Raw genomic sequence first — 22,591 nt, forward strand, 5'->3', positions numbered from 1 at the left:
ACAGGATGAGTCATCGCGGATTCGAGGTCAATTTGTTTATTATAACAACGCGCTACGGTTCACTCTTGATACAAGATATTGTGTACCGGCTTAAACGAGCGCCGATGATGTGGGGTCACACCCAGCTGAACTAGCGCCTCGCGGTGCTGTTTCGAGGGATAGCCTGCATTTTTCTCCCAGCCATATCCCGGGAACTGTTGCGCCAAATCCACCATGATCCGGTCGCGTGCCAGTTTGGCGATGATCGACGCCGCAGCAATCGACAGGGATTTGGCATCGCCTTTGACGACCGCTTCGCAGGGCAAGGTCAGCCCCTTGGGGATCAGGTTGCCGTCGATCAGCAGGTAATCCGGCGCCGGGTCCAGCGCCGCGACCGCACGCTCCATCGCCAGGTGGGAGGCGCGCAAAATATTCAGGGAATCAATCTCTTCCACCGTTGCGTGGGCAATGGCCGCCTGCGCGGAGGACAGGATCTTGCCTTCCAGCGCCTCGCGCTTTTTCAGGCTCAGTTTCTTGGAGTCGTTCAGGCCTTCGGGGATTGCGGCCGCATCCAGGACAACAGCCGCGGCCGTCACCGGCCCGGCCAGCGGCCCGCGGCCCACCTCATCCACTCCGGCAATCCTCAGGTGCCCTTGCGCAAGGGCGGCGGCTTCAAGGCTGTAATCGGGCTGTGTCATCCTCCCGTCAAAGCCAATGCCTGCCGGTTATGCAAGGGCAGCCGCAAAAAAAGGGGGGCCGAAGCCCCCCAGTTTGCTGCTGCTCGAATCTGCACGCCAGCTCAGCGCCGCACCAGCCGGTAACCGTGGCTGTTGAGGCAGCCCGGTTTGTAGGCGGTGCGATAGCGCTTGCCGTTCCAGAACGTCACCCGGCAGGACTGCGGCAGGGCCTTTGTGTAGCCATAGCTGCGCTCCAGGCAGCCTTTGCCGACCAGCGGGTGGTTGCGGCTGTAGCGCGGGAAATACTTCAGGCAATGGGACGGCAGGTCATAGCGGCGCACCCGGGGCGGCAGCGGTTTCACATAGCCATCGTGCCGGTTGTAGCCCCGGTACTTGTGGCCGCCATGGGAATGGTTGTGGGGCGGCGGCGTGTAGTTATGCGTCACCGCATGGTCATCCTTATCTCTCGAATGCTTGATGGCAGCGCCAAGGATTCCCAGCAGCGCCAGGCCGCCGAGGATTTTTGCGACGTCTTCATCGGCGCGGGCGGGGGCCGCCGAAAAGCCGGTGATGGCGATGGCTACAGCTACGATCAAAGCAATGAATTTGCGGTGCGGTTGCGGGCGGGGTGTCCGGGTCATATCAGGACCTTTCTCAAAATAGATTGTCGCGCAGCCAATGCGCCTTGATGACCCCAGCCTGCTCCCGCCCCTGCCGGACAGGCAATATCGGCCCCTTGTTATCGGATAACAGCCTGCTCAACCCCCTGCGGTTATTGAATTTCACACCACAGAACCGCAGGATGCCCTCATGAAACAGCACCTCCTGATAGCCGCCCTTGCGGCCGCCCTTCTGGCGCTCTCCCCCCCGGCGCATGCCGCCGAATGCTATGCCGACTACAAGGCCAAGCAGGACAACCCCTTGCGCCTGCATTATGGCGTGATCCAGCTCTCCGGCCCCTGTCAGAAGAAGGCCGCCAGGAGCGAAATCCAGGCGCGTATCGCGTCCGATGGATGGAAGCTCCTGAATGTCCTGTCCGTCTTCGGCCCCGAAGGCCTGCAGCAAAGGAGGGCCAATGCCGGATCCTACTATCTCCGTTTCTGAGGCCCGCGCGGCCGGCAGCAAGGTGATCGCTTTTGGCATCGCCGCCATCGTCGCGCTGCTGGCGGTTGCCGGCACGGTGCTGCTGCTGACCCTGCCGGATGCCAATGCCTTCAACGCGCGCGTTGAGCGGCTGTTTGTCGAAAACGACCTGACCGCCCAGGCCGAAATCAAACTGCTGGAAATCCTGGCCCAGTCCGGCACTGCCTTTGCGGACACGCTGACCAGCTACCGGATGGTGATCTTTGTTTTGCTGGTCTTTGCCACCGCGATGATGGTCGCGGCGCTGGCCGTGCTGGGAATGCTGGTGATGCTGAACCGCCGCATGGCGCAGATCGAACGGTCTGGCATTCAGGTTAATGAGCTGCTGATCAGCCGCGATGAAAACACCGTCTACCTCAACAACATGGGGTTCAAGCTGACGCCCGCGGCGATGGAAACCCTGGCGGTCCTGGCCGAGGCCCGGCTGGACGACGACGTGCTGTCGGGCGCCGAGATCGAGGCGGTCATCTCAGGCCGCACTTCGGCCGATTGCGAAGAGGCCGCCGGCGCCACCCGGATCAAGCGGCTGCGGGACACGCTGGGCAACCAGATGGTCAGTGAGCTGCTGGTCAAGAACATCGCCAAGCGCGGCTACGTGCTGGCCATCAGCAAGGACGTGATCCGCATGGTCTGACCTGCTGGCTCCGGTTCGCTCAATATCATGTGTTCCGCTCTGGAATTCCGGTCCGCAAACACCAGATAGAGCAGAACCGGCCTATGCCGGCCGGTCCTGGATGCCGCCACAAGGACAAGGACCTCAGGGATGGATGTACAGGTGCAGACCCGCAACCGGGGCTACGGTATTGTCGTCGAGCCGCTGCACGGCTTGGTAACTGCCCGGCGCAACGGCATCATCCTGGCGCAAAGCACCCACGCCAAGGTGATGTATGAAACCCGCCTTCCCCCGGCGATCTACTTCCCGGCAGAAGACGTCACCGCGCCGCTCTCCCCCCATACCGACCTGCAGACGTTTTGCCCGTTCAAAGGCACCGCCAGCTACCGCGACATCCTGCTGCCCGGCGACCGCGTGCAAAACGGTGTCTGGGCCTATGAGGACGCGATGCCCGAGGCCGCGGCGATTTCCGGCCATATCGGTTTCATGCCCGGCGCAGAGGCTGAATTCGACCTGGGCCGGAACAAGGTGGAGATGCCGGACTACGGCAATATCTCCGGCCCAGTGATCGACTGGCTGCTGCGCGATGCCGCCTTGGTGCCAACCCCGGAAGAGCTCACCGCCGCCCTGGCAGAGAAATTCGTGGAACAGGGCATTCACCTCTCCCGCCTCGCGGTCATGGCCTGGTCGCTGCACCCGATGATCGCAGGCAAGAACTATATCTGGCAAAGGAAGACCGGCGAGGTCACCACCTACGCGCCGTCTTACGAAATTCACGACCACCCGGCCTACCAGAACAGCCCGCTGCGGCATGTGTCCAACGGCCTGGGCGGGGTGCGCCACCGGCTCGGCAGCTGCTGCTCGGACGACGCCTTTCCGATCCTCGAAGACCTGCGCAAGGAGGGGGCCACCGATTATGTCGCCATGCCGCTGCGGTTCTCCGACGGGCGCATCAATGTGCTGACCCTGACCAGCGACCACCCGAACGGCTTCTCCACCGCCAACCTGGGGCTGATCTTCGAATGCTCCGACGTGATTGCCCGCTACTATGAGATCTTCATGCAGCGCGAAAACGCCCAGTCGCTCTTGGAAACCTACGTCGGCAAGCGCACCGGTGCCCGGGTGCTTGGCGGCGAGATTCGCCGCGGCGACGGCGACGAGATCGACGCTGCCATCATGTTCTGCGACCTGCGCGGCTCAACCCGGCTGGAGGAGCAGCTAGGCCGCCAGGACTATATCGCGCTTCTGAACCAGTTCTTCGAGACCGCCTCGACCATCGTGCATGATCACGGCGGCGAGGTGCTCAAGTTCATCGGCGACGCGGTGCTGGCGGTGTTCCCGGCCGGCAGCGACCCTGAAAAGGCGCGCACCCAGGCGCTGGACAGCGCCCGCGCCATCGTCGCCCGGCTGGAGGAAATCGCGGGCGAGGAAGACGGCCACCGCTGCGAAGCCGCCATCGGCATCGCCTATGGCCGGGTGACCTATGGCAACGTCGGCTCGCGGGAGCGGCTGGACTTCACGGTGATCGGCCAGGCCGCCAATATCGCGGCCCGGCTGGGCGATTACGGCAAGAGGGTCGACTATCCGGTCGTCGTCAGCTGTGACATTCTGAAAGATCCGGCGCAGGGGATACCTCTCGGCGCAGTCAGCCTGCACAATGTTTCCCAGCCGGTGACCTGCTATGCCATCCCGGCCAGAACCGAACCGCAAGCCGCCGCCGAATAACCCCGCTTCCGCCTGTTCTGCCGCGGGTCAAGGGCGGCGCAGCCGCCGCGCTTTGGCGCGGTTCACCCTTGAGGCGGGGATGAGCAGCAACACTGGAAACGGGCCTTCAGGGCAAGCCTGCCCCTGAAGGCCTTCTCGGCAGAACCCCTTGCGCCCTGCCCGCAGGGCAGGGCCACGCCCAAGGCTGCTTTGCCGGCATCTTCGATGCAGGCAACAGGCGCGGGAGCTCTCCCCCTTGCGCCGCACTCAACCGGTCACAACCCCGCGCTGCGCCTCATCCCCCATGGAGACCAGCAGCGGGTCCTTCGCCTGGCGCGCCTTGAAGGCCTCCTTGCCAGTCATTCCCTGCCAGCCGCCTTGCACCAGCGACTGCGCCACCGCGCCTCCCAGCGTTGTGCCGGGGCCGGTTACGATGAACAGATCCGGCGCAAACTCCAAGGCCGCATTCTGCACCGCACGGGTGAAATCATAGGCCTCCACCACCTGATGCCCCAGCGTGTAGTTCCACAGGGCCCGTGTGTCCGTCGCACCCGGCCACCAGATCTGCCCGCGCCCGTCGATCAGCGGCACCGCCGGCTGGGTGAACATCTCCGCCCTCAGCCGCTTGCGCCCTTCTGCCGCCACCGGCGCCTGCAGCGCGGTATGAAACGCTGCATGGTTGGCCAGCCGCATCGGAAACCGCTCCTCTATCACAGGCACTGCCGCCTCAAATGCCGCCAGTCCGGCCTCATTGCCGGCCAGCACCAGCAGCCCGCCCAGATCAATTGAAAGCCCCAGATCATGCCCCTCGCGCGCATTGATTTCTGCCGCCAGCGCCAGCAGCTCCGCCTTGCGCGCGGGATCATTTTGCCAATCCGGCCCGGCAAAGGGATAGACCAGCTGGCCGCCGATCAGCTGCTCTTGCATCAGCGTGCCCATGGTGTTCACCACCTCGAACCCGTCCGCCGCACTCAGCGCCCCGGCCGCCGCCAGCGCGATATACCAGCCCATCGAGTTGCCGGTCACCGCAACCACCTCGATATCCTCCGCCAGCGACTGCGCATCCGCCAGTGCGGACGCATAGATCAGCGGCGAGGCAATATCTCCGCGGGAGTATTTCGACACCGAAAACCGGGTGGCGCCATCCAGCGCCGTGACCTCTTCCTGCCCGGCATCCTGGCGCTGTGCGTCAAAGCCCGCAAACAGCGCCGCCTTGTCCGCATGATGGCGGTGAAGATACCCCAACTCCGCCTTGTTGTAGGTGCCCCGGCCCGGGCAGATCAGAACAGCGGTGCGGGTCATTTTTTGCCTCCTGCCAGCTTCAATGCAGCCTCAATGATGCTGTCCTTCGACGGCAGCGTAGCGCCATAGGCAGGCCCGGTTGCAATGAAGCAATCGCTGGCGGCGATCCGCGCCGTAGGGATTTCGCTTTGCTCCGCAAACAGCGCCATCAGCGCCTCCGACTGGCTGCCGGTGATGCGGCATTCATCGACTATCAGCACGTTCTTGCACCCCTTGACGGCTTCCAGCAGCGCCGCCTCCGGCAAGGGCGCCAGCCAGCGCAGGTCCACAATCCGGGCCTTCACGCCCTGCGCCGCCAGCTCTGCCTGCGCCTGGGTGGAAAGGTACCGCCCGTTGCCATAGGTCACGATGGCCAGATCCGCACCCTCACCATGCACTCCAACCTCGCCCAACCCAATGCGCCGGTCTGGCGAAGGGTAGGTCCGCATCCAGCCGCCATCCTTGGCCTCGTGCAGATCCCGCATCGGATAGAGCGCAATGGGCTCGACAAAGACCACCACCCGCTGCTCCTCGCGCGCCAGCCGCACCGCCTCGCGCATCATCATCGCCGCCTCGGCCCCGTCCGACGGGCAGGCAATCACCAGCCCCGGAATATCGCGCAGCACCGCCAGCGAGTTGTCGTTGTGGAAATGGCCGCCAAAGCCCTTCTGGTAGCCCAGACCGGCAATCCGCAGCACCATCGGGTTGGAGAACTGCCCGTTGGAAAAAAACGGCAAGGTCGCCGCTTCGCCGCGCAGCTGGTCCTCCGCGTTGTGCAGGTATGCGAGGAACTGAATCTCCGGGATGGGCAGAAAGCCGTTGTGCCCCATGCCAATCGCCAGCCCCAGGATCGATTGCTCATCCAGCAAAGTATCAATCACCCGGTCCGGCCCGAACCGCTGCTGCAGCTTCTGGCTGACGCCATAAACCCCGCCCTTGCGGCCCACATCCTCGCCCATCATGGCGATTTCGCCGTGCTCCAGCATCAGGTCGGTCAGCGCCCAGTTTATGAGCCGCGACATCGGCTGCGGCTCCTCCATCGCGCGCATGTCGCTGCCAAAGGCCTCCGCGCGCACCTCGGCACTGGGGCCATTGGTCGGCGCACACTGCCGCTTCGGCGGGATCAGGCTGGCCACGACATCCTCTGCGGTTTTCAAATGCGGCCGCGTCACCGCCTCAGCCCGGATCCGCTCCACCCGCGCGCAAGTGTCCGTATAGATCTTCAGCGCTTCCGCCGACTGCAACGCGCCTGCCTCCTTCAGCAGCCGCACCGAATGCAACAGCGGATCATTGGCCTCATCCGCCTCCACCTCTGCCTTCGCCATATAGGTGGTGGGCACATCCGCCCCGGCATGGCCGTACAGCCGCACGGTGCGCAAATGCAGAAAAGCAGGTTTCTTGCGGGTCCGCACATATTCCGCCGCCTCCTGCGCCACCGCATAGGCGTTGTAGATATCCAGCCCGTCGGCCTTGAAGTACCGGATGCCGGGCCGCCCCGCCATCGAGGCCTCGATCCAGCCCTTCGGCGTCTTGGTCGAAATGCCGATACCGTTGTCCTCGCAGACAAACAGCAGCGGCAGCGGCGTCGACTGCACCGAGGTCCAGCCTGCCGTGTTGATCGCCCCCTGCGCGGTCGAGTGATTGGCGGATGCATCGCCGAAGGAGCACATGACGATGGCATCCTCCGGCAGCACCTGATGCTCCGGCTGGTGCCGCTTGGCCGCGCCGATGGAATAGGCCGCCCCCACCGCCTTGGGCAGATGCGAGGCAATGGTCGAGGTCTGCGGCGGGATCATCAGCGCCTTGGAGCCCAGCACCTTGTGCCGCCCGCCCGAGGTCGGATCCTCGCTGGAGCAGGCAAAGGACAGCAGCATGTCCCAGGCAATCCGCTGCCCCGGCACCTGGTCCGCGCGGGCAATCTGAAACGCCGCGTCACGGTAGTGGAGAAACGCCATATCGGCCGGACGCAACGCCCGCGCCACCGCCGCCATGCCCTCATGCCCGGAGGAGCCGATGGTGTAAAACCCCTCCCCCGCCTTTTGCATCGCCCGGCTGGTCAGATCCAGCGCCCGGCTCAGGACCTGCGCGCGAAAGGTGCCAACGGCCTCCGCCGCACCAAGCGGCCCTGCAGGCGCGGCACCTGCAGGCAGGCTCCCGGCCTGAACCCGGTCCAGGAAATTCTGATGCACGATCTGGGCGCGGTCCATGCGGCCTCCTTGGAACAATTGCTGTGTGCAGTTATCCGCGAAACCTTCGTCCAACGCCAATGAGATTGCGTACTGCTGCCATTCCGAAATGGAATGGCAAGCAGCTGAATCAGTCCGAACCTTCACATCAGCGTGGGACAGCTGGCAAACCGGCAGAACCAGGCTAGTAGTGACCTGCACCCTTTGCCCCGCACGGAAGCTATCGCGCGGGGCAGCCTTGATCAGGACAGGTCACCAGCCCGGCAGCACAGGAAAAGGGCGGCCATCGCGGTCACTCTGCCGCAACTGCGCCGGCACGGCGGCCCAGCGCACCGCTCACCTGCCCGCTACCGCACGACGAATTGGTCCAGCTACAACGATGCGCTCAGGAAGCGCGGTTCGCTCCTGATCTGGCTGGACAAAGAAATGACCTGGCTTGCGCCGCATGAAGGGCGGCCAGGGCGCCCAGCCCAAAGTCGGACAGTTGCGCTCTGCGGCTCTACCCGTCGGTCTTTGTGAGTCCAGAAGGACACAGGCCCAAGAAAATTGATTCTTCTAACAATGGCTTAACCTTAGGCCCCGTATAACACCATTGCGAATATTTCGAATAGGCCCATATATGAGGCAGGCTAGGAGGACTAATAATGACGGCCCAACAAGCATTCGATAACCGGCTGCCAACAGAAATTGACATAAAAAACGCTGACCAACTCCGCGAAATTTTAGCCTCGGCAATGGAAGATGGCGGGCAAGAGCCGCGCATCAAGTTTGCGGACAGAAAGGGTAAGACTTCTGATGTTGTTCTGACCCCAAGCATCGCTGAAACCTTCCTATCCATTCTTCGGCTGATCTCGAGCGGTAGGGGGTTCCACGTCATTCCATACAAAGCAGAACTGACGACCCAGCAAGCAGCAGATTTCCTCAATGTATCGCGCCCCTTCTTGATCAAGCTCTTAGAGAAGGATGCCATTTCATACACCAAGGTTGGGAGGCATAGGCGCATCAAAGCGGAGGATCTTTTTGCCTACAAGGATCAGCGGGATAGTGAACGTTCAGCTGCGCTGGAAGCGTTAGCGCGAGAAGACGCCAATTTAGGGCAAATCTAACTGTGGTTGCGAACAGATTCACAGTCATACTGGATGCAAACGTTCTTTTTGGTGCCTTGCATCGTAACATAGCCTTAACCCTTGCCGAGGGCGGCTTTTTCCGGCCTCGGTGGTCGAAACAGATCCTGGAGGAATTTGAGCGCAACCTAGGTAAGCGGATTGGAGCGGAAAAGGTGAAGCTGCAAAGGGCTAGGATCGAAGCAGCCTTCCCCGAAGCTGAAGTTGAGATTTCACTCGAAGCCCAGGCGAGACTGACTTTGCCCGATGATGATGACCGGCACGTCCTTGCCGCGGCGATAAAAGCTCGTGCAGCACAGATTGTAACCGACAATCTCAAAGACTTTCCTAGTGATGTTTTGGATACTCATGAAATTGAGGTGGTCACTCCGGACCATCTTTTTGCCCACACGATAGAGCTGTCGGAGATAGAAGCCGTCTCGCACCTTAGAAGAATGCGTGAGCGTTTTGCGGATCCCAAAATCTCAGCCAGCGCCTTAATCTTGAAATGCGAGCAAGTTGGCCTGACCGAAACAGCGAGCATCTTGGACGAATACGAACCGTTCCTCTGAAACTAGAACACCTAGCACTCAAGCTGCCTGATGGCAGGCCGGGTGTTATCCGAACACTGCTGCTTAGTTGGTGCCCGGCACCTTCTCGCTGAATGATTTGAGCCATTTCGGAACGCGCAGGTATCAGCAAGCGCAATTGGGCCCCTTAATGGGGCTGGAAGGACAGTGACAAACTTAAGTCTCTAATTTCACTCAATTTTCATTGATAAAGTGGTGCCTCAAGAGGGACTCGAACCCCCGACCTTGTCCTTACGAAGGACCTGCTCTACCAGCTGAGCTATTGAGGCACGCGACGCGTCCTTTAACCGCGCAGGCCTCCGTTGTCCAGAGTCGCTTTAATCTCCTGCAGCAGCATCGCACGATCTCCCAATGCATTACTCTGCATCAGTGCGTGCCCTTGAAACGGCGGGGCGCGGTGCAAACCGGCGGACATTCCGCGCAGCCATACCTGCGGGAAGGAAGCCATTTGCAGGTTCAGCTGCAAATCCCCGGAAACCTAGCACTCAGCACGTTATTTCCGTTTGACGCCCCTTGAAAACCACCTTATACGCCGGTTCCACGACACCTGCCCAGGTGGCGGAATTGGTAGACGCGCTAGCTTCAGGTGCTAGTGTCCGTATGGACGTGGAGGTTCGAGTCCTCTCCTGGGCACCATTCCCCGGCATGTATAATCCGAACCGCACCGGCTGACGGGCGCGCCTGTGTCTCTGCCCGCGTAAACCAGCTTGCCCCGGCGCAGTTGAGTTTAAGGGCTAAAGCGCCTATCTCCTCCCCAGCACTTGCCGGCGCGGTGATCATCAAAAGGGAATTCCAGTGGCCAACCACCTGTACAAAAACGACCTGCCCGACGGGCTGGACCTCGGTCCCGTTGTCGCCATCGACTGCGAGACCATGGGGCTGAACCCGCACCGCGACCGGCTCTGCGTGATCCAGATGTCGGGCGGCGACGGCGATGCGCACATCGTGCAGGTGGAAAAGGGCCAGACCGCGGCCCCCAACCTGTGCCGGATGCTGGAAGACCCGAGTGTGCTGAAGCTGTTTCATTTCGGCCGGTTCGACATTGCCGCCATGTACCACGCCTTCGGCGCCCTGGCGGCACCGGTTTACTGCACCAAGATCGCCAGCCGCCTGGTGCGCACCTACACCGACCGCCATGGTCTCAAGAACCTGACCCAGGAGCTCTTGGGCATCGACATCTCCAAACAGCAGCAGATGAGCGACTGGGGCGCCGAAGAGCTGACCGAGGCGCAGCTCGACTATGCCGCCTCGGACGTCTTGCACCTGCACAAGCTGCGCGAGGCGCTGGACAAGCGGCTGGCCCGCGAGGGCCGCACTGAGATGGCCCAGGCCTGCTTCGACTTCCTCCCCATGCGCGCCAAGCTGGACCTGGCCGGCTGGCCCGAAACGGACATCTTTGCCCACTCATGACCGACGCAGAAAAATTCCTCGTCACCGCGCGGCAGGTGATCACCGATGAGGCGCAGGCGCTGAACACCCTGGCCGAGAGCCTGGACGAGCGCTTTGCCGAAGCGGTGCAGCTGATTTTGCAGGCTAAGGGCCGCATCATCGTCAGCGGCATCGGCAAGTCCGGCCATATCGGCCACAAGATCGCCGCCACACTGGCCTCCACCGGCACGCCGGCCTATTTCGTGCACCCGGCCGAGGCCAGCCACGGCGACCTGGGCATGCTGTCCGAAGGCGACGTGGTGCTGGCAATCTCCAACTCGGGCGAGGCGCCGGAGCTGGCCAACCTGCTGGCCTTCACCCGCCGCTTTGCGATTCCGCTGATCGGGCTGTCCAGCAAGATGGACAGCACCCTGATGAAGCAGTCGGATGTGCACCTGCAGATCCCCTCGCTGGGCGAGGCCTGCGGTTTTGGCATGGTGCCGTCGATCTCCACCACGCTCACCCTGGCGATGGGCGATGCGCTGGCGATTGCGCTGATGAAGCACCGCGACTTCCGCCCGGAGAACTTCCGTGATTTCCACCCGGGCGGCAAGCTGGGCGCGCAGCTCAGCAAAGTGCGCGACCTGATGCATGCGGGCGATGCCCTGCCGCTGGTGGGCGAGGACACCCCGATGGCCGACGCGCTGATCGAAATCAGCCAGAAGGGCTTTGGCGTCGCGGGCGTGGCAGCCGCCGACGGTTCTCTGGCCGGCATCATCACCGACGGCGACCTGCGCCGCCACATGGACGGGCTGCTGAACAAGACCGCGGCGGAGGTGATGACCACCGGCCCCGCCACCATCGCCCCCGGCGCCATGGCGCAGGAGGCGGTCGCGGTGATGAACCAGCGCAAGATCACCTGCCTGTTTGTGGTCGATCCGGACAACGGGCAGAAGGCCGAGGGCCTCCTGCACATCCACGACTGCCTGCGCGCAGGCCTGGGCTGACTTGGGCCAGGGGGAGCTGACAATGGACAGCCATTCCAGAGCCGTTGCCTATCTCAAGGTGCTGCTGCCGCTGGCGGCCCTGGTTCTGATGTCCACCCTGTTCCTGATCTCGCGGGGGGTGAACACCGAGGCGGTGATCCCCTTTGCGCAAAAGGAGATCGAGGACCGGATGAAAGGCCAGCAGGTCACCGCGCCCTTCTTCTCCGGCACCACTGCGGGCGGGGATGAGATCATGGTCACCGCCGCGCTGGCGCGTCCCGGCGGCGACGGCACCCCGGCGGTTGCCAGCGATCTGTCCGCCGACATCCGGCTTGCCGGGGGCGGCCGGATCACCCTGGCGTCCGAGACCGGCGCCATTCACCCGGGCCAGGACATGGCGCGGTTCACCGGCAACGTGACAATCACCTCCGCCGACGGGCTTGTGGTCGAGACCGAGGAGCTGAACACCGCACTCAGCGGGCTGGAGGCCGACAGCCCAGGCCCGGTCCGCGCCACCGGCGCAATCGGCGAACTGACCGCAGGGAACATGCGCATTGGCGTTAAAACCGAAGGCGGCCCTGTCCATATGCTGTTCAAAAACGGGGTGAAGCTGATATACGATCCCCAGCAACCGGAAAGATAACCTGTGTCCTATTTGCGCGCATTGATTTTCTGCCTGCCGCTGGCGGTATTTCCCGGCCTCGCGGCAGCGCAAACGGCCTCCGTCGCCTTTGGCGCCGTCAAGGCCGACCCCAGCCAGCCCGTCGAAGTCACCGCCGACAATCTGGCGGTCAACCAGGCCGACGGATCCGCCGAATTCACCGGTAATGTCCTCATTGTGCAGGGCATCATGCGGCTGTCCGCCGACAAGGTGCTGGTGATTTACAAGACCGCGGACGACAGCGATGCCAAGGCCGGCATCGAAAAGCTTGAGGCGACCGGCAATGTGGTGCTGGTCAGCGGCCCCGACGCCGCCGAGTCAGAGCACGCCGAGTACACCATCGACAAGGGCACCATCGTGATGACCGGTAATGTGCTGCTCAGCCAGGAAAGCGGCACCCTGGCCTCGAACCGGCTGGAGGTGAACCTGACCTCGGGCACCGCCCAGATGGACGGCCGGGTGAAGACCATTCTGAACCCCAACGGCGGGCGCAACTGATGGCGAAACCCAACCTGACCGTGACCGAAGGCTCCTCCGGGCTGCGTATCGAGAGACTGCGCAAATCCTACCGCAAGCGGGTGGTGATCCGGGATGTCTCGATGTCGCTGAACCGCGGCGAGGTGGTGGCGCTGCTGGGCCCCAACGGCTCCGGCAAGACCACCAGCTTTTACGCCATTGCCGGCCTGGTATTTCCCGAAGCGGGCACCGTCAGCATCGACGGCCAGAACGTGACCGGCCTGCCGATGTACCGCCGCGCGCGGCTCGGCATCGGCTATCTGCCGCAGGAAATGTCGATCTTCCGCGGCCTGTCGGTGGAGGACAACATCTCCGCCGTGCTGGATATCTCGCAAAAGCACGAGCACAAGCGCCGCGAGCGGCTGGAAGAGCTGCTGTCGGACTTCTCGATCGAGCACCTGCGCCGCGCGCCCGCGCTGGCGCTGTCCGGCGGTGAGCGCCGCCGGGTCGAAATCGCCCGCTGCCTGGCCGCCGATCCCAAGTACCTGCTGCTCGACGAACCCTTTGCCGGCGTTGACCCGATCTCGGTCGGCGACATCCGCCATCTGGTGGCCGATCTCAAGAAGCGCGGCATCGGCGTGCTGATCACCGACCACAACGTGCGCGAAACGCTGGAGATCGTCGACCGCGCCTATATCCTCCACGACGGCCAGGTTCTGATGTCCGGCAGCCCCGAGGAAGTGGTGGAAAACGAGAACGTCCGCCGGGTCTATCTGGGCGACAATTTCCGCATCTCCTGAGCCGTTGCGCAGGCGGCGGGCAACTGGACAATCTGCCGGAAAGACTGAGTTCTTTTTCTGCGATATCCATTGACTCTCCCGCTGTCTTGCCGTCGAATTGACCCATGGCATACGCGCAGTCCGATGCAATCCGCTTAACAGCCTTGGGGACAGGGCCCGGATGGATGCACCCGGACGGCTGGCCTGCCCCCCGGTTCCGGACCTGACGTGACAACGCCAAGCTATTGTCTTGGCGGCGGGCCCGGCCGCAATAAATTGTGAAGGAGATCACATGCGTTATAAAATCAGCGGAAAACAGATCGACATCGGTGAAGCTCTGCAAACCCACGTGCAGAACGAGCTGGGTTCGGCCGTGCAGAAATATGCCGAACGCCCGACCGACGCGGCTGTGGTCTTTTCCCGTTCGGCGCATGAATATGTGTGTGAAGCCACCGTCCATCTGTCGACCGGGCTGAGCGCTCAGGCCAAGGCGCATGCAACGGAGATCTATGCCGCATTCGAGGCCTGCTGCGAAAAAATGGAAAAGCAGCTGCGCCGCTACAAACGCCGTCTGAAGGATCACCACAAGGACCGCAGCGAGCCGGTTGAACATTTGGGCGCCAACTCGTATATCCTCGCCTCTGAGGAAGCGGATACCGAACCGGACTCGCTGCAACCGATCATCGTCGCCGAAATGGAAACCCGCATTCCGTCGCTGTCGGTCGGGGAAGCGGTGATGCAGATGGAGCTTGCAGGCGCCCCGGTTCTGGTCTTCCGCAACGAAGGCAAGGACGGATTGAATGTGGTCTACCGCCGCGACGACGGCAACATCGGCTGGATCGATCCGTAAACACATCTAAGGCATCGGCGCCCCAACGGGGCGCCGGAACGGAGCAGACACATGCAGATTTCCAGCATCCTCAAGCCAGAGGCCGTCCGGGTTATCGGAGCGGTCTCGAGCAAGAAGCGGTTGTTCCAGGAAGTCGCAGATATTGCTCAGTCTGCCTATGGGCTGGACGCCCAGTCCACCGTTGAGGCCTTGCTGGACCGCGAGAGCCTCGGCCCCACCGGGGTCGGCCATGGCGTCGCCCTGCCCCACGCCCGGCTCGACAGCATCAGCGAGGTTTGCGGCGTTTTCCTGATCCTTGAGAAACCGCTGGATTTCGGCGCCGTCGACCGCCAGCCGGTGGATATCGCCTTTGCCCTGTTTGCGCCGGAGGATGCCGGTGTCGAACATCTGAAGGCCCTGGCGCTGGTGTCGCGCACCCTGCGGGAGCAAAGCTTCTGCACCAAGCTGCGCGCCAACCACGACCCGGCGACGCTGTACACCATCCTGACCGAGGGTCAGTCGGTCCAGGCCGCCTGACCCCCGCACCGCACCTCAACACGCACGATCGTTCTGCTGGCCAGCCGGGCAGCATGCAGCCGCAGATCCATAGGTGCGGTCACCGGCTGACACTGCGCCGTTTCCGCAAGCGCTCCCGCCCGTCATCGGCCGCCGTCCGGCGGCACTCTTCCCGTTGGGCCGGGCATGGGCCAGGGCCTGCGGCCCCGCCCCATGCGGCAGCGCCCTTTGGCCCGGTCTGAGTGTCAGCACCCAGCCCAGCGCCAGCCGCCGCGCCGCACTCTGTGCGGCGCCGGGCCCAAGGCCGCCAAGGGTGTTTGGCGCAGCCAATCATCCTGCGGGCGCGGGAGGGCCCCGCCTGCCTCAAGGATGCCGGATCAGTCTTCGCGCCAGGGCCCGAAGCCAAACGCCAGATAGTCGCGCTGATAAACCGAAGCGATCAGCGCCTCCAGCTCTGCGTCGTAGATATCGTCCAGCGCATATGGCCGCTCCGGCGCCGCAGCCGGCACCGGCGCAGGCTCCATCCGCCCCAGTTTCCGCGCCAGGGCCGGCAGATCCTCTGCCATCTCCGTCTCGCGGATCAGCAGGTCCGGCACCCCGACGCCGGCAAAGCCCTCCAGCGCCTGGCTCTGGCTGGCCCACTCCGCGTCCAGCCGGATCGAGGTCTGGCCCGCCAGGCTGGCCCGCACGAACTCCAGGAAGGCTGCAAACGCCTCCCGGTGCTGCGCCCGGGTATACCCCTCGTCCGGGCCCGCCTCCGGCACCGCCAGCCCGAACTGCCGCCGCAGCGTGTTGCGGATCTGCCGGAAGCTGCCCTCGCCGGCATTCAGGATCCGGCGGCAGAACACCGCATGCGCCCGCGCCGCCGGATGCCGCAGCACGGTGAAACTGCGGAACCCCTTGTTGCCGCGCTTCCATTGCCGCAGCTGTTTCTGGTTCATGCCCCGGATCAGCCCGTCCGGCGCAACCCGGTCCAGCCCCGCCATCCAGTGCATGACCTCCGCCTCCGGCCCGCCCTTCAGCGGCAGGTACAGAAGCGGCGTCACCACGCCTGCCACATAACCGGGTACCGCCGGCCCGCGGCGCGGCTCGAAGTTCGGCGTGCGGGTCAGGTTGAACCGGTCCAGGCCCGACAGCGCGTCCTGCATCTCGCCGGGATTGGCCACCTTGGCCACCACCGGCGCCGGATTCTGCCGCTTCAGGCTCTCATCCAGCGCCTCCAGCTGCTGCGCCGCTCCCAGCCAGCGGGCCAGCCCGTTCATCACCGCAACGCTCTGCAGATCCTCATAAGCCACATAGAACGCCGTTTGGCCCAGCATCTGCAGCCGGTTCAGCAGCGTCACCTGGAAATCCTGCAGCGTTTCCACATGGGCGGCAAATTCCGCCGCATCAAACCGTGCCTTGGCCTCCTTGCGGCGGTGCACATTGGTCAGCTTCCACTGCCCCGTCTCCTGGGCAATCTTCCACGACACGTAGCTGTCCAGCGGATTGCGGGTCAGCACGATCTTGGCGCAGCGCGGATCCTCCAGCATCAGATCCAGCACCCGCGGATCATGGTCATGAAAATAGCGGAAGCCCCCCAGCACCCCCGGCTGCGCCTTGATCTCCTGGATCAGCCGCGCCGGACCGGCCTCGCGCATGGCCTGTGTCACCCCCAGGATCTGATCCGTATTCGGGTAGCCGATGAAATGCGGGTTGAAGGCCTCGCCATGGCAGGTGAGCCCGTCAAAGGCATTCAGATTGGTCTCCAGAAAATTGGACCCGGTCCGCATTTCGGCAAAGACAACAAAGTAATCGAAGGAGGGAGAGGACATCGGAAGTTATCGCACCAGATAGGGTTTGCGCTGCGGTTTGGAGAGGCTGACCGGGGTCTGCCCGACCGGGAAATCCCCCATCAGGTAAGGGTGCATGCCCTGGTTCTTCAAATTCTGCAGGAACTGGCCAAAGCCATCAAGATCCGTCATCTTCGGAGCCTCGCTCAGGTGCCGGGCCGCCACCGGGCCGATTTCGTCGATGATGGTCTGCAACGGTTCCATCGGCGCCTCGGCAAATTCCGCCATGCTCCAGATCCGCACCCGCGCCTTGGTCCATTGCGAGCGCAGGATCTTCAGCTGCTCCGCCTCGATCTGCTGCAGCCGCGCCGCCTCCTGCCGGAGCGCCGCGAAGTCGCGGTTGGACTTGAACAGCGGCACCGCCCAGGCGCCGCTGATCACCGAGACCTGCGCATTTGCATCCCGCGCCACCAGCCAGTTCACCGCCTGATTGTCGCGCGGCCCGAACTGAAAGCACTGGCGCTCGCCGCGGGTGTTCCAGATCAGGCTGGTGAGGAAGCTTTCCGGATTGTAGTCGCGCACCTTGGGACTGCCGTTGAGACAGCCATTGACCAGGCTCTGCCCCTGGGAGAATTCCGCCCCTTCCGGCGCAAAGATATGCCCGTGCACCCGGGCCCCGGTTGTCCGGGCCAGCCAGGTCTCAAAGTCCTCGAACAGCTCTGTAAAGCCTTGGAACACCGAATAGGGGCTGGAGGTGATCCCGTTTTCCGACCCGTGCCCGGGAAACCGGCTCTGCATGTACAGGCCGGGCCGGCCGCGGGTGCGCCGCTCCACCGCCTTGGCAAAGATCCGGTCGATCTTGCCGGGGTTCGGCTCTGTCCGTTTCATCGCCCCGGCGGTGTCGGTCAGAAACGCCTGATAGAGCCGTTCCGCATGCGGCCAGATCTTGCGCGCGACAAAGCAGTCGGACCGGCGCAGCAGCTGCAGATGATCGTCATAGAAGATATGCGGCTTGCCCTGGAAATCGAACTTGCTGAGCGTCAGCGAGCGGCTCTCGATATTGCTGGAATACTGCCGCACCAGGGTCTGGAAATAGCTTTCGTCCGGGATCCAGACCTTGCGGAAATAGGCGTCATAGACCGGGCGTTCCGGGTCCTCCAGGATCGCCGACAGGGTCTGCCGGGTCAGGCACCACCACTGGCTGCCCATATGCGGCACCAGCCCGGCCGGGATCCGGCGCCTGATGCGCAGCTTGCGCTGCAGCTCGACGTAGCGGTCGAACAGGTAGCGGTGCTTCTTCCAGGAGAACGGGAACCGCAGGGTGAACCGCTCCTGGCTCAAGCCGCCCACAATCCAGGGCACATCCGCGGTGGTGGCGCTTTCGATGAAATCGGTGCGCGGACGGGCCGCCAGGTAATCGATCAGCTCCTGCACCGGGCGCAGCGGCAGGCAGGAGCCCGAGGCGAGGTAGACATGGCGGACGCCGGGAAACTCCGCCAGCATCACCTCGGACGCGGCTTGCGAGGCGGCAACGATGCCCCAGGTGCCCCACTCGCAGCGGTGGCGGGTGGAAAAGCGGATCAGCGGATTGCCGTCCAGCGCCTCCCTGAAACGGCGGAACACCTGGCGGTCCACCTGGCTGTCCACATGCAGCACCACCGGGCAGCCGCTGGCGGTCCAGTGCCGGGCCACCTGCTCCGCCCGCTCCAGCGCGGTGTGGACCAGCATGACAACCCCAACCGTGCTCATGCCCAGTTCCCCTTGGACATCAGCCCCAGGATCTCAAGCTGGCGCCAGTTGATGTATTTCTCGCTCCACTTGCACCACAGCTCCGGCTGCTCCGACAGCTTGCCGGCATAGGCCTTGTACTCCACCGAGCCGGCATAATGCTGGCCGCGCACCAGCTCCTCCTGCGCCTTGGCGCTGAAGGTATCGAGGAACTTGGTATGCAGCAGCGCGCCGCTGGCCTTTTCGCCGCCGTCCGTCTCATAGACCTGGTTCAGCCCGCGCGGCAGCAGCGCATGGGTGGAGCTGGCATAGGCATAGCGGCGGTGCCATTTCACCAGCGGGATCTTGTTCAGCGCCGGCGCCTTCCTCGGCTGATCGGCAAAGAACACCCGCGCCCGCGGCCCGCCCTGGATCCACAGGTTGCCGTATTCCGGGTTGCGGCTGATGGTGTAGTTGCCGCTGTCGAACCAATGGGCAATCTCCAGCGGGTTCTGCCTCGCCTGATAGGGCACCTCGTCAATCCGGCCCTTGGGATAGACATCCAGCAGCATCGCTGAGAAGCTGCGGATCGCCGAATTGTCCAGCCAGTCGGTCAGCGCCCGGATCGGCCGCGTGTCGCAGAACGGGTAGATAAAGAACTCATCCGGGTCGACCACCAGCACCCAGTGGTCATGCGCGTATTTGCGCTTCAGATAGTTCATCCAGTCGATGCCAAAGCCTGCGCGCTTGTAGCTCGCCGTGGTGTGCCACAGCGAGACGTCCTCCATCCCGCGCAGATACTCCGCGGTGCCATCGGTGGAGCCATTGTCCACGAACAGGAAATGATTGATGCCGAGGCCGCGGTAATACTGCAGGAAATAAGGCAGCCGGATCTGCTCGTTGCGCATGGTGCAGACCAGCAGGATATCGCCGGGGCGGATGGCGCGGGTGTTGTCCTGAACAGGCCTCAGCTCACCGGATTTGCGCACCGCGCGGACAAGCCGCCGCTTGCGCCGCAACCGCATCCGGTAAGAATCCCAAAGCCCCACGTTCACTCCAAACCATTTTCCAGGGAGCGCGCCCGCCTGGCCAGACCGCCGTGGGCCTGCCGCAAGTTTCCGCACAATATGTCACGGGCACAGTCTATTAACAACGGATTTAGAAACGGTTACGCGGCCCTACGGCCCGGCTGCAACAGTCTGCGGCCGCCGGCCGCCTCACCAGGCAAGCGGTGTCATCAGGCCCAGCCGCGCCAGCTGCTCGGGTTCCTTGTACCGTTCGGACCCGGAATGCCACAGATCCGGCGCCCCTGCGATCCTGTCATAGTAGCTGTCGAATTGCTGCGGCGTGTGGAAATGCTGCCGGCGCTGTTTCTCCGTTCTGGATTTGGAAACAATCTCCGGCAGAAACTTCGTGTGCAGCAGCACCCCTGACGGCGCCGCACCGCCCGGTCCGTCATACAGCGCATTCAGCCGCCGCGGCAGCAGCGAATGGGTTGAGTTTATATAGGCAAAGCGCCGGTTCCAGCGGACCAGCGGAATCTTGTTCAGCGTCGGCGACCGCTCCGGCTCCTGCGGGAAAAACACCCGCTCCCGCACACCGCCCTGCACCCACAGGTTGCCCATCGGCTGCTGCCGCACCGCCCGGTAAGGCCCGGCATCGAACCATTGCAGCAGCTCGCACGGATTTTGCCCCGGCGCATAGCTCTGCGCCCCCAGCGGCCCTTTGGGATACAGATCCAGCATCAGCGCGCCAAAGCCGTCGCGGCCATCCTGCTCCAGCCGCTGCGTCAGGGCCCCCAGCCCGTGATCCTCCATGCCGGAATAGACCAGCAGCTCATCCGCATCCACGGTCAGGCACCATCGCCCGTGGCCGTACCGGATCAGCAGCCAGCCCAGCCAGTCGAGACCAAATCGCGTGTCCCGGTAACTGCCTTCAGCGCGCCACAGCGAGGCATCCGGCTGCGCCGCCAGCAGCTCAGCACTGCCGTCATCGCTGCCATTGTCCACGGCCAGAAAATGCACCGCACCCAAGCGCCGGTAGTAGTCCAGGAAGTAAGGAAGCCGGGTGATCTCGTTACGCAGCACGAGGAAGACCAGAACCCCCTCTTGGGGGATCTGCGCGGTGCGGTCCGCCGCCTTGGCCATCTGGCGGCGGGCGCGCAAGGCCCGCCACAGCATCCGCCGCCGCTTCCACCGCATCCGGTAGGCCCCGGTCAGGCCCAGCGGCGGCAGATCAGGGGCGGCGGGGCCAGTCATGCTCAGGCCTCGTAATGGCCCGTCTTATGCCATTTCCAGGCATCGGAGATCATCACCTCCAGGGTGGACCGCCGCGGTTCCCAGCCCAACTCGGTCACTGCCCGGGTCGAGCCGGACACCAGCTTGGTGCAGTCACCCGCCCGGCGCGGGCCGGTGTTGCAAGGCACTTTCTGCCCGGTCACCGCCTCGGCCTTGTCCATCACTTCGCGCACCGAGAAGCCCGAGCCGGTGCCCAGGTTGAACACCTGGCTGCCGTTGCCGTCTTCCAGCCACTTCAGCCCCAGCACATGCGCGTCCACCAGGTCGCAGACATGCACATAATCGCGGATGCAGGTCCCGTCCGGGGTATCGTAGTCGGTGCCGAAAATGGTCAGCGCATCGCGCTTGCCCGCAACCGCATCCAGAACCAGCGGCACCAGATGGGTCTCGGGACGGTGGAACTCGCCCACCTCGGCCTCGGGATCGGCACCCGCCACGTTGAAATAGCGGAAGATCACCGAGCGCAGCCCACGCGCGGCACCAAAGTCCTTGAGGATATCCTCCACCGCGCGTTTGGAGGCGCCATAAGCATTCAGCGGCAGCTGCGGGGTGTTTTCATCCAGCACCACATTGTCATGCTCGCCATAGGTGGCGCAGGTCGAGGAGAACACGAAGTCCAGGCAGCCCGCGGCCACCGCGGCCTCAACCAGGTTCAGCGAGCCGCCGGTGTTGTTGGCCCAGTAGCGGCCCGGCTCGCTCATCGCCTCGCCGACCTGGCTCAGCGCCGCGAAATGCATCACGGCAGCAGGCTGGTACTTGGCAAACACCTCATCCAGCCGGGCGCGGTCGTTCAGATCGCCCTTCTCGAAGGGGCCGAACTTGACCGCATCCTGCCAGCCGGTGACCAGGTTGTCATAGGTTACTGGAGTATAGCCCGCCGCCTTGAGTGCCTTGCAGGCATGCGAACCGATGTATCCGGCACCGCCGGTCACAAGGATATTAGTCACTGTCTCTGCCCCATGCTGGGCCGCCCCCGGAGGGGCGGCCAGAGTGGTTACTGCGCGGCCTTTCCGACCTGCGCGATTTCGGTGATGTAGTTCATCAGGTCGTCCCGCAGCTCATCGCGCGCCAGCGCAAAGGCAACGGTCGCCTGCAGGAAGCCCGCCTTGGAGCCGCAGTCGAACCGCTGGCCGCGGAAGCGGTAGCCGTAAACCGGCACGTCCTTGGCGATGTCCTCGGCAATCGCGTCGGTCAGCTGGATCTCGCCGCCCGCACCCTGCTTCATCTTGTTGAGGTTCTTCAGCACCGACGGCGCCAGGATATAACGGCCGATCACCGCCAGGTTCGACGGCGCCTCTCCGGCTTTCGGCTTTTCCACCATGCCGTTGGCGGAAACCACCTGGCCCATGTCCTCTTTCACGTCGAGCACACCGTAGGACGAGGTCTTCTCCGGCGGCACTTCCATCGCCGCAACCATGTTGCCGCCGGTTTCCTCGTAGGCTTCGACCATCTGCTGCAGACAGGGCTTTTCAGCCGCGATCACGTCATCCGGCAGGATCACCGCAAAGGGTTCGTTGGCGATCAGCCGGCGGGCGCACCAGACCGCATGGCCCAGGCCCAGCGCCTTGTGCTGCCGCAGATAGGCGATGGCACCGGATTCCATGTCGGTGCTCTTCAGGATTTCCAGCAGGTCGTCCTTGCCCTTCTTGCGCAGCTCCTGTTCCAGAACCGGCGAATGGTCGAAATAATCTTCCAGCGCACCCTTGCCGCGCGAGGTGACAAAGATGAACTCCTTGATCCCGGCCGCGCGCGCCTCGTCGATGGCGTATTGCACCAGCGGCCGGTCGACCAGAGTCATGATCTCTTTCGGGACGGACTTCGTCGCCGGCAGGAACCGTGTCCCCAGGCCTGCAACCGGGAAAATTGCCTTAGTTACTTTTTTGCGCATGGCGTTCTCTCAATGCTCAAATTCCAGACTTGACGGCTCAGTCCCGCATCACGCGC

The 22,591-nt window shown here is 63.6% G+C and carries 23 protein-coding genes and 2 tRNA genes; 13 read left to right on the plus strand and 12 right to left on the minus strand.

Annotation, left to right across the window (positions count from 1 at the left end; genetic code table 11):
* Positions 1–59 precede the first annotated feature (59 nt).
* Together ACFMBG_RS00300 and ACFMBG_RS00305 are read right to left on the minus strand one after the other, a co-directional pair.
* Positions 60–677: a ribonuclease HII gene (locus ACFMBG_RS00300; protein WP_421052741.1), complete on the minus strand. Its 618-nt coding sequence runs from the start codon at positions 675–677 to the stop codon at positions 60–62.
* A gap of 101 nt (positions 678–778) precedes the next feature.
* Positions 779–1,297 (minus strand): hypothetical protein, encoded by a 519-nt coding sequence (locus ACFMBG_RS00305; protein WP_421052742.1) that lies wholly within the window; start codon positions 1,295–1,297, stop codon positions 779–781.
* 169 nt (positions 1,298–1,466) lie between these two features.
* On the opposite strand from ACFMBG_RS00305, the gene ACFMBG_RS00310 reads away from it, so the two are divergent.
* From ACFMBG_RS00310 to ACFMBG_RS00320, 3 genes are all read left to right on the plus strand, one after another.
* Positions 1,467–1,760, plus strand: a complete 294-nt coding sequence (locus ACFMBG_RS00310; RefSeq protein WP_421052743.1) for a hypothetical protein — start codon at positions 1,467–1,469, stop codon at positions 1,758–1,760.
* Positions 1,732–2,433 (plus strand): winged helix-turn-helix domain-containing protein, encoded by a 702-nt coding sequence (locus ACFMBG_RS00315; RefSeq protein WP_421052744.1) that lies wholly within the window; start codon positions 1,732–1,734, stop codon positions 2,431–2,433. The genes ACFMBG_RS00310 and ACFMBG_RS00315 overlap by 29 nt, the downstream gene beginning before the upstream one ends.
* 129 nt (positions 2,434–2,562) lie before the next feature.
* Positions 2,563–4,137 carry a DUF427 domain-containing protein gene (locus ACFMBG_RS00320; protein WP_421052745.1) on the plus strand — a complete coding sequence of 525 codons (1,575 nt, stop codon included), beginning with the start codon at positions 2,563–2,565 and terminating at the stop codon, positions 4,135–4,137.
* Between the two features lie 246 nt (positions 4,138–4,383).
* Here the strand turns inward: ACFMBG_RS00320 and ACFMBG_RS00325 are convergent, their stop codons facing one another.
* Positions 4,384–5,418 carry an ACP S-malonyltransferase gene (locus ACFMBG_RS00325; protein WP_421052746.1) on the minus strand — a complete coding sequence of 345 codons (1,035 nt, stop codon included), beginning with the start codon at positions 5,416–5,418 and terminating at the stop codon, positions 4,384–4,386.
* The gene (locus tag ACFMBG_RS00330; protein WP_421052747.1) at positions 5,415–7,604 is read right to left on the minus strand and encodes a dehydrogenase E1 component subunit alpha/beta; all 2,190 of its coding nucleotides are present in this window, start codon (positions 7,602–7,604) and stop codon (positions 5,415–5,417) included. Before ACFMBG_RS00330 ends, ACFMBG_RS00325 begins: the two co-directional genes overlap by 4 nt.
* A gap of 623 nt (positions 7,605–8,227) precedes the next feature.
* Here ACFMBG_RS00330 and ACFMBG_RS00335 point away from each other — a divergent pair.
* Together ACFMBG_RS00335 and ACFMBG_RS00340 are read left to right on the plus strand one after the other, a co-directional pair.
* Positions 8,228–8,689 carry a helix-turn-helix domain-containing protein gene (locus ACFMBG_RS00335; RefSeq protein WP_421052748.1) on the plus strand — a complete coding sequence of 154 codons (462 nt, stop codon included), beginning with the start codon at positions 8,228–8,230 and terminating at the stop codon, positions 8,687–8,689.
* A gap of 2 nt (positions 8,690–8,691) precedes the next feature.
* Positions 8,692–9,258 carry a PIN domain-containing protein gene (locus ACFMBG_RS00340; protein ID WP_421052749.1) on the plus strand — a complete coding sequence of 189 codons (567 nt, stop codon included), beginning with the start codon at positions 8,692–8,694 and terminating at the stop codon, positions 9,256–9,258.
* Positions 9,259–9,469: 211 nt separating this feature from the next.
* On the opposite strand, the gene ACFMBG_RS00345 is transcribed toward ACFMBG_RS00340, so the two are convergent.
* Together ACFMBG_RS00345 and ACFMBG_RS00350 are read right to left on the minus strand one after the other, a co-directional pair.
* Positions 9,470–9,545: transfer RNA gene (locus ACFMBG_RS00345), tRNA-Thr, on the minus strand.
* Positions 9,546–9,559: 14 nt separating this feature from the next.
* Complete coding sequence (locus ACFMBG_RS00350) at positions 9,560–9,742, minus strand: hypothetical protein (protein ID WP_421052750.1); 183 nt, start codon at positions 9,740–9,742, stop codon at positions 9,560–9,562.
* An 83-nt stretch (positions 9,743–9,825) separates the two neighbouring features.
* On the opposite strand from ACFMBG_RS00350, the gene ACFMBG_RS00355 reads away from it, so the two are divergent.
* The 8 genes from ACFMBG_RS00355 (at position 9,826) to ACFMBG_RS00390 (ending at position 14,892) form a co-directional block, all read left to right on the plus strand.
* Positions 9,826–9,912 (plus strand) — tRNA-Leu (locus ACFMBG_RS00355).
* 159 nt (positions 9,913–10,071) lie between these two features.
* The gene (locus tag ACFMBG_RS00360; RefSeq protein ID WP_421052751.1) at positions 10,072–10,686 is read left to right on the plus strand and encodes a ribonuclease D; all 615 of its coding nucleotides are present in this window, start codon (positions 10,072–10,074) and stop codon (positions 10,684–10,686) included.
* Positions 10,683–11,651 carry a KpsF/GutQ family sugar-phosphate isomerase gene (locus ACFMBG_RS00365; protein WP_421052752.1) on the plus strand — a complete coding sequence of 323 codons (969 nt, stop codon included), beginning with the start codon at positions 10,683–10,685 and terminating at the stop codon, positions 11,649–11,651. Before ACFMBG_RS00360 ends, ACFMBG_RS00365 begins: the two co-directional genes overlap by 4 nt.
* A gap of 22 nt (positions 11,652–11,673) precedes the next feature.
* A complete protein-coding gene (gene lptC, locus ACFMBG_RS00370; protein WP_421052753.1) occupies positions 11,674–12,273 on the plus strand; it encodes an LPS export ABC transporter periplasmic protein LptC in 600 nt (199 codons plus the stop codon).
* Positions 12,274–12,276: 3 nt separating this feature from the next.
* Positions 12,277–12,789: a lipopolysaccharide transport periplasmic protein LptA gene (lptA, locus tag ACFMBG_RS00375; protein ID WP_421052754.1), complete on the plus strand. Its 513-nt coding sequence runs from the start codon at positions 12,277–12,279 to the stop codon at positions 12,787–12,789.
* Positions 12,789–13,547: an LPS export ABC transporter ATP-binding protein gene (gene lptB / locus ACFMBG_RS00380; protein ID WP_421052755.1), complete on the plus strand. Its 759-nt coding sequence runs from the start codon at positions 12,789–12,791 to the stop codon at positions 13,545–13,547. The genes lptA and lptB overlap by 1 nt, the downstream gene beginning before the upstream one ends.
* A 271-nt stretch (positions 13,548–13,818) precedes the next feature.
* Complete coding sequence (gene hpf / locus ACFMBG_RS00385) at positions 13,819–14,376, plus strand: ribosome hibernation-promoting factor, HPF/YfiA family (protein ID WP_421052756.1); 558 nt, start codon at positions 13,819–13,821, stop codon at positions 14,374–14,376.
* A gap of 51 nt (positions 14,377–14,427) precedes the next feature.
* The gene (locus ACFMBG_RS00390) at positions 14,428–14,892 is read left to right on the plus strand and encodes a PTS sugar transporter subunit IIA (RefSeq protein ID WP_421052757.1); all 465 of its coding nucleotides are present in this window, start codon (positions 14,428–14,430) and stop codon (positions 14,890–14,892) included.
* 356 nt (positions 14,893–15,248) lie between these two features.
* Here the strand turns inward: ACFMBG_RS00390 and ACFMBG_RS00395 are convergent, their stop codons facing one another.
* The 6 genes from ACFMBG_RS00395 to galU form a co-directional block, all read right to left on the minus strand.
* Complete coding sequence (locus ACFMBG_RS00395; RefSeq protein ID WP_421052758.1) at positions 15,249–16,685, minus strand: nodulation protein NodH; 1,437 nt, start codon at positions 16,683–16,685, stop codon at positions 15,249–15,251.
* A 6-nt stretch (positions 16,686–16,691) separates the two neighbouring features.
* Complete coding sequence (locus ACFMBG_RS00400; RefSeq protein WP_421052759.1) at positions 16,692–18,392, minus strand: DUF5927 domain-containing protein; 1,701 nt, start codon at positions 18,390–18,392, stop codon at positions 16,692–16,694.
* A complete protein-coding gene (locus ACFMBG_RS00405; protein WP_421052774.1) occupies positions 18,389–19,375 on the minus strand; it encodes a glycosyltransferase family 2 protein in 987 nt (328 codons plus the stop codon). Before ACFMBG_RS00405 ends, ACFMBG_RS00400 begins: the two co-directional genes overlap by 4 nt.
* Before the next feature lie 192 nt (positions 19,376–19,567).
* A complete protein-coding gene (locus ACFMBG_RS00410; protein ID WP_421052760.1) occupies positions 19,568–20,608 on the minus strand; it encodes a glycosyltransferase family 2 protein in 1,041 nt (346 codons plus the stop codon).
* A gap of 2 nt (positions 20,609–20,610) precedes the next feature.
* On the minus strand, positions 20,611–21,594 hold the full coding sequence (gene galE, locus ACFMBG_RS00415; protein WP_421052761.1) for a UDP-glucose 4-epimerase GalE: 984 nt from the start codon (positions 21,592–21,594) through the stop codon (positions 20,611–20,613).
* 47 nt (positions 21,595–21,641) lie between these two features.
* A complete protein-coding gene (galU, locus tag ACFMBG_RS00420) occupies positions 21,642–22,535 on the minus strand; it encodes a UTP--glucose-1-phosphate uridylyltransferase GalU (RefSeq protein ID WP_421052762.1) in 894 nt (297 codons plus the stop codon).
* Between the last annotated feature and the right edge of the window lie 56 nt (positions 22,536–22,591).

It is taken from the genome of Leisingera coralii, assembly GCF_049056525.1.
In the GTDB taxonomy this organism is placed as follows: Bacteria; Pseudomonadota; Alphaproteobacteria; order Rhodobacterales; family Rhodobacteraceae; genus Leisingera; species Leisingera coralii.

What these genes read in the sequence shown, in the direction of transcription:
- ACFMBG_RS00300 (WP_421052741.1), bottom strand. Translation starts at nt 677, where the DNA reads ATGACACAGCCCGATTACAGCCTTGAAGCCGCCGCCCTTGCGCAAGGG.
- ACFMBG_RS00305 (WP_421052742.1), bottom strand. Translation starts at nt 1,297, where the DNA reads ATGACCCGGACACCCCGCCCGCAACCGCACCGCAAATTCATTGCTTTG.
- ACFMBG_RS00310 (WP_421052743.1), top strand. Translation starts at nt 1,467, where the DNA reads ATGAAACAGCACCTCCTGATAGCCGCCCTTGCGGCCGCCCTTCTGGCG.
- ACFMBG_RS00315 (WP_421052744.1), top strand. Translation starts at nt 1,732, where the DNA reads ATGCCGGATCCTACTATCTCCGTTTCTGAGGCCCGCGCGGCCGGCAGC.
- ACFMBG_RS00320 (WP_421052745.1), top strand. Translation starts at nt 2,563, where the DNA reads ATGGATGTACAGGTGCAGACCCGCAACCGGGGCTACGGTATTGTCGTC.
- ACFMBG_RS00325 (WP_421052746.1), bottom strand. Translation starts at nt 5,418, where the DNA reads ATGACCCGCACCGCTGTTCTGATCTGCCCGGGCCGGGGCACCTACAAC.
- ACFMBG_RS00330 (WP_421052747.1), bottom strand. Translation starts at nt 7,604, where the DNA reads ATGGACCGCGCCCAGATCGTGCATCAGAATTTCCTGGACCGGGTTCAG.
- ACFMBG_RS00335 (WP_421052748.1), top strand. Translation starts at nt 8,228, where the DNA reads ATGACGGCCCAACAAGCATTCGATAACCGGCTGCCAACAGAAATTGAC.
- ACFMBG_RS00365 (WP_421052752.1), top strand. Translation starts at nt 10,683, where the DNA reads ATGACCGACGCAGAAAAATTCCTCGTCACCGCGCGGCAGGTGATCACC.
- lptC (WP_421052753.1), top strand. Translation starts at nt 11,674, where the DNA reads ATGGACAGCCATTCCAGAGCCGTTGCCTATCTCAAGGTGCTGCTGCCG.
- lptB (WP_421052755.1), top strand. Translation starts at nt 12,789, where the DNA reads ATGGCGAAACCCAACCTGACCGTGACCGAAGGCTCCTCCGGGCTGCGT.
- hpf (WP_421052756.1), top strand. Translation starts at nt 13,819, where the DNA reads ATGCGTTATAAAATCAGCGGAAAACAGATCGACATCGGTGAAGCTCTG.
- ACFMBG_RS00390 (WP_421052757.1), top strand. Translation starts at nt 14,428, where the DNA reads ATGCAGATTTCCAGCATCCTCAAGCCAGAGGCCGTCCGGGTTATCGGA.
- ACFMBG_RS00395 (WP_421052758.1), bottom strand. Translation starts at nt 16,685, where the DNA reads ATGTCCTCTCCCTCCTTCGATTACTTTGTTGTCTTTGCCGAAATGCGG.
- ACFMBG_RS00400 (WP_421052759.1), bottom strand. Translation starts at nt 18,392, where the DNA reads ATGAGCACGGTTGGGGTTGTCATGCTGGTCCACACCGCGCTGGAGCGG.
- ACFMBG_RS00405 (WP_421052774.1), bottom strand. Translation starts at nt 19,375, where the DNA reads ATGCGGTTGCGGCGCAAGCGGCGGCTTGTCCGCGCGGTGCGCAAATCC.
- ACFMBG_RS00410 (WP_421052760.1), bottom strand. Translation starts at nt 20,608, where the DNA reads ATGACTGGCCCCGCCGCCCCTGATCTGCCGCCGCTGGGCCTGACCGGG.
- galU (WP_421052762.1), bottom strand. Translation starts at nt 22,535, where the DNA reads ATGCGCAAAAAAGTAACTAAGGCAATTTTCCCGGTTGCAGGCCTGGGG.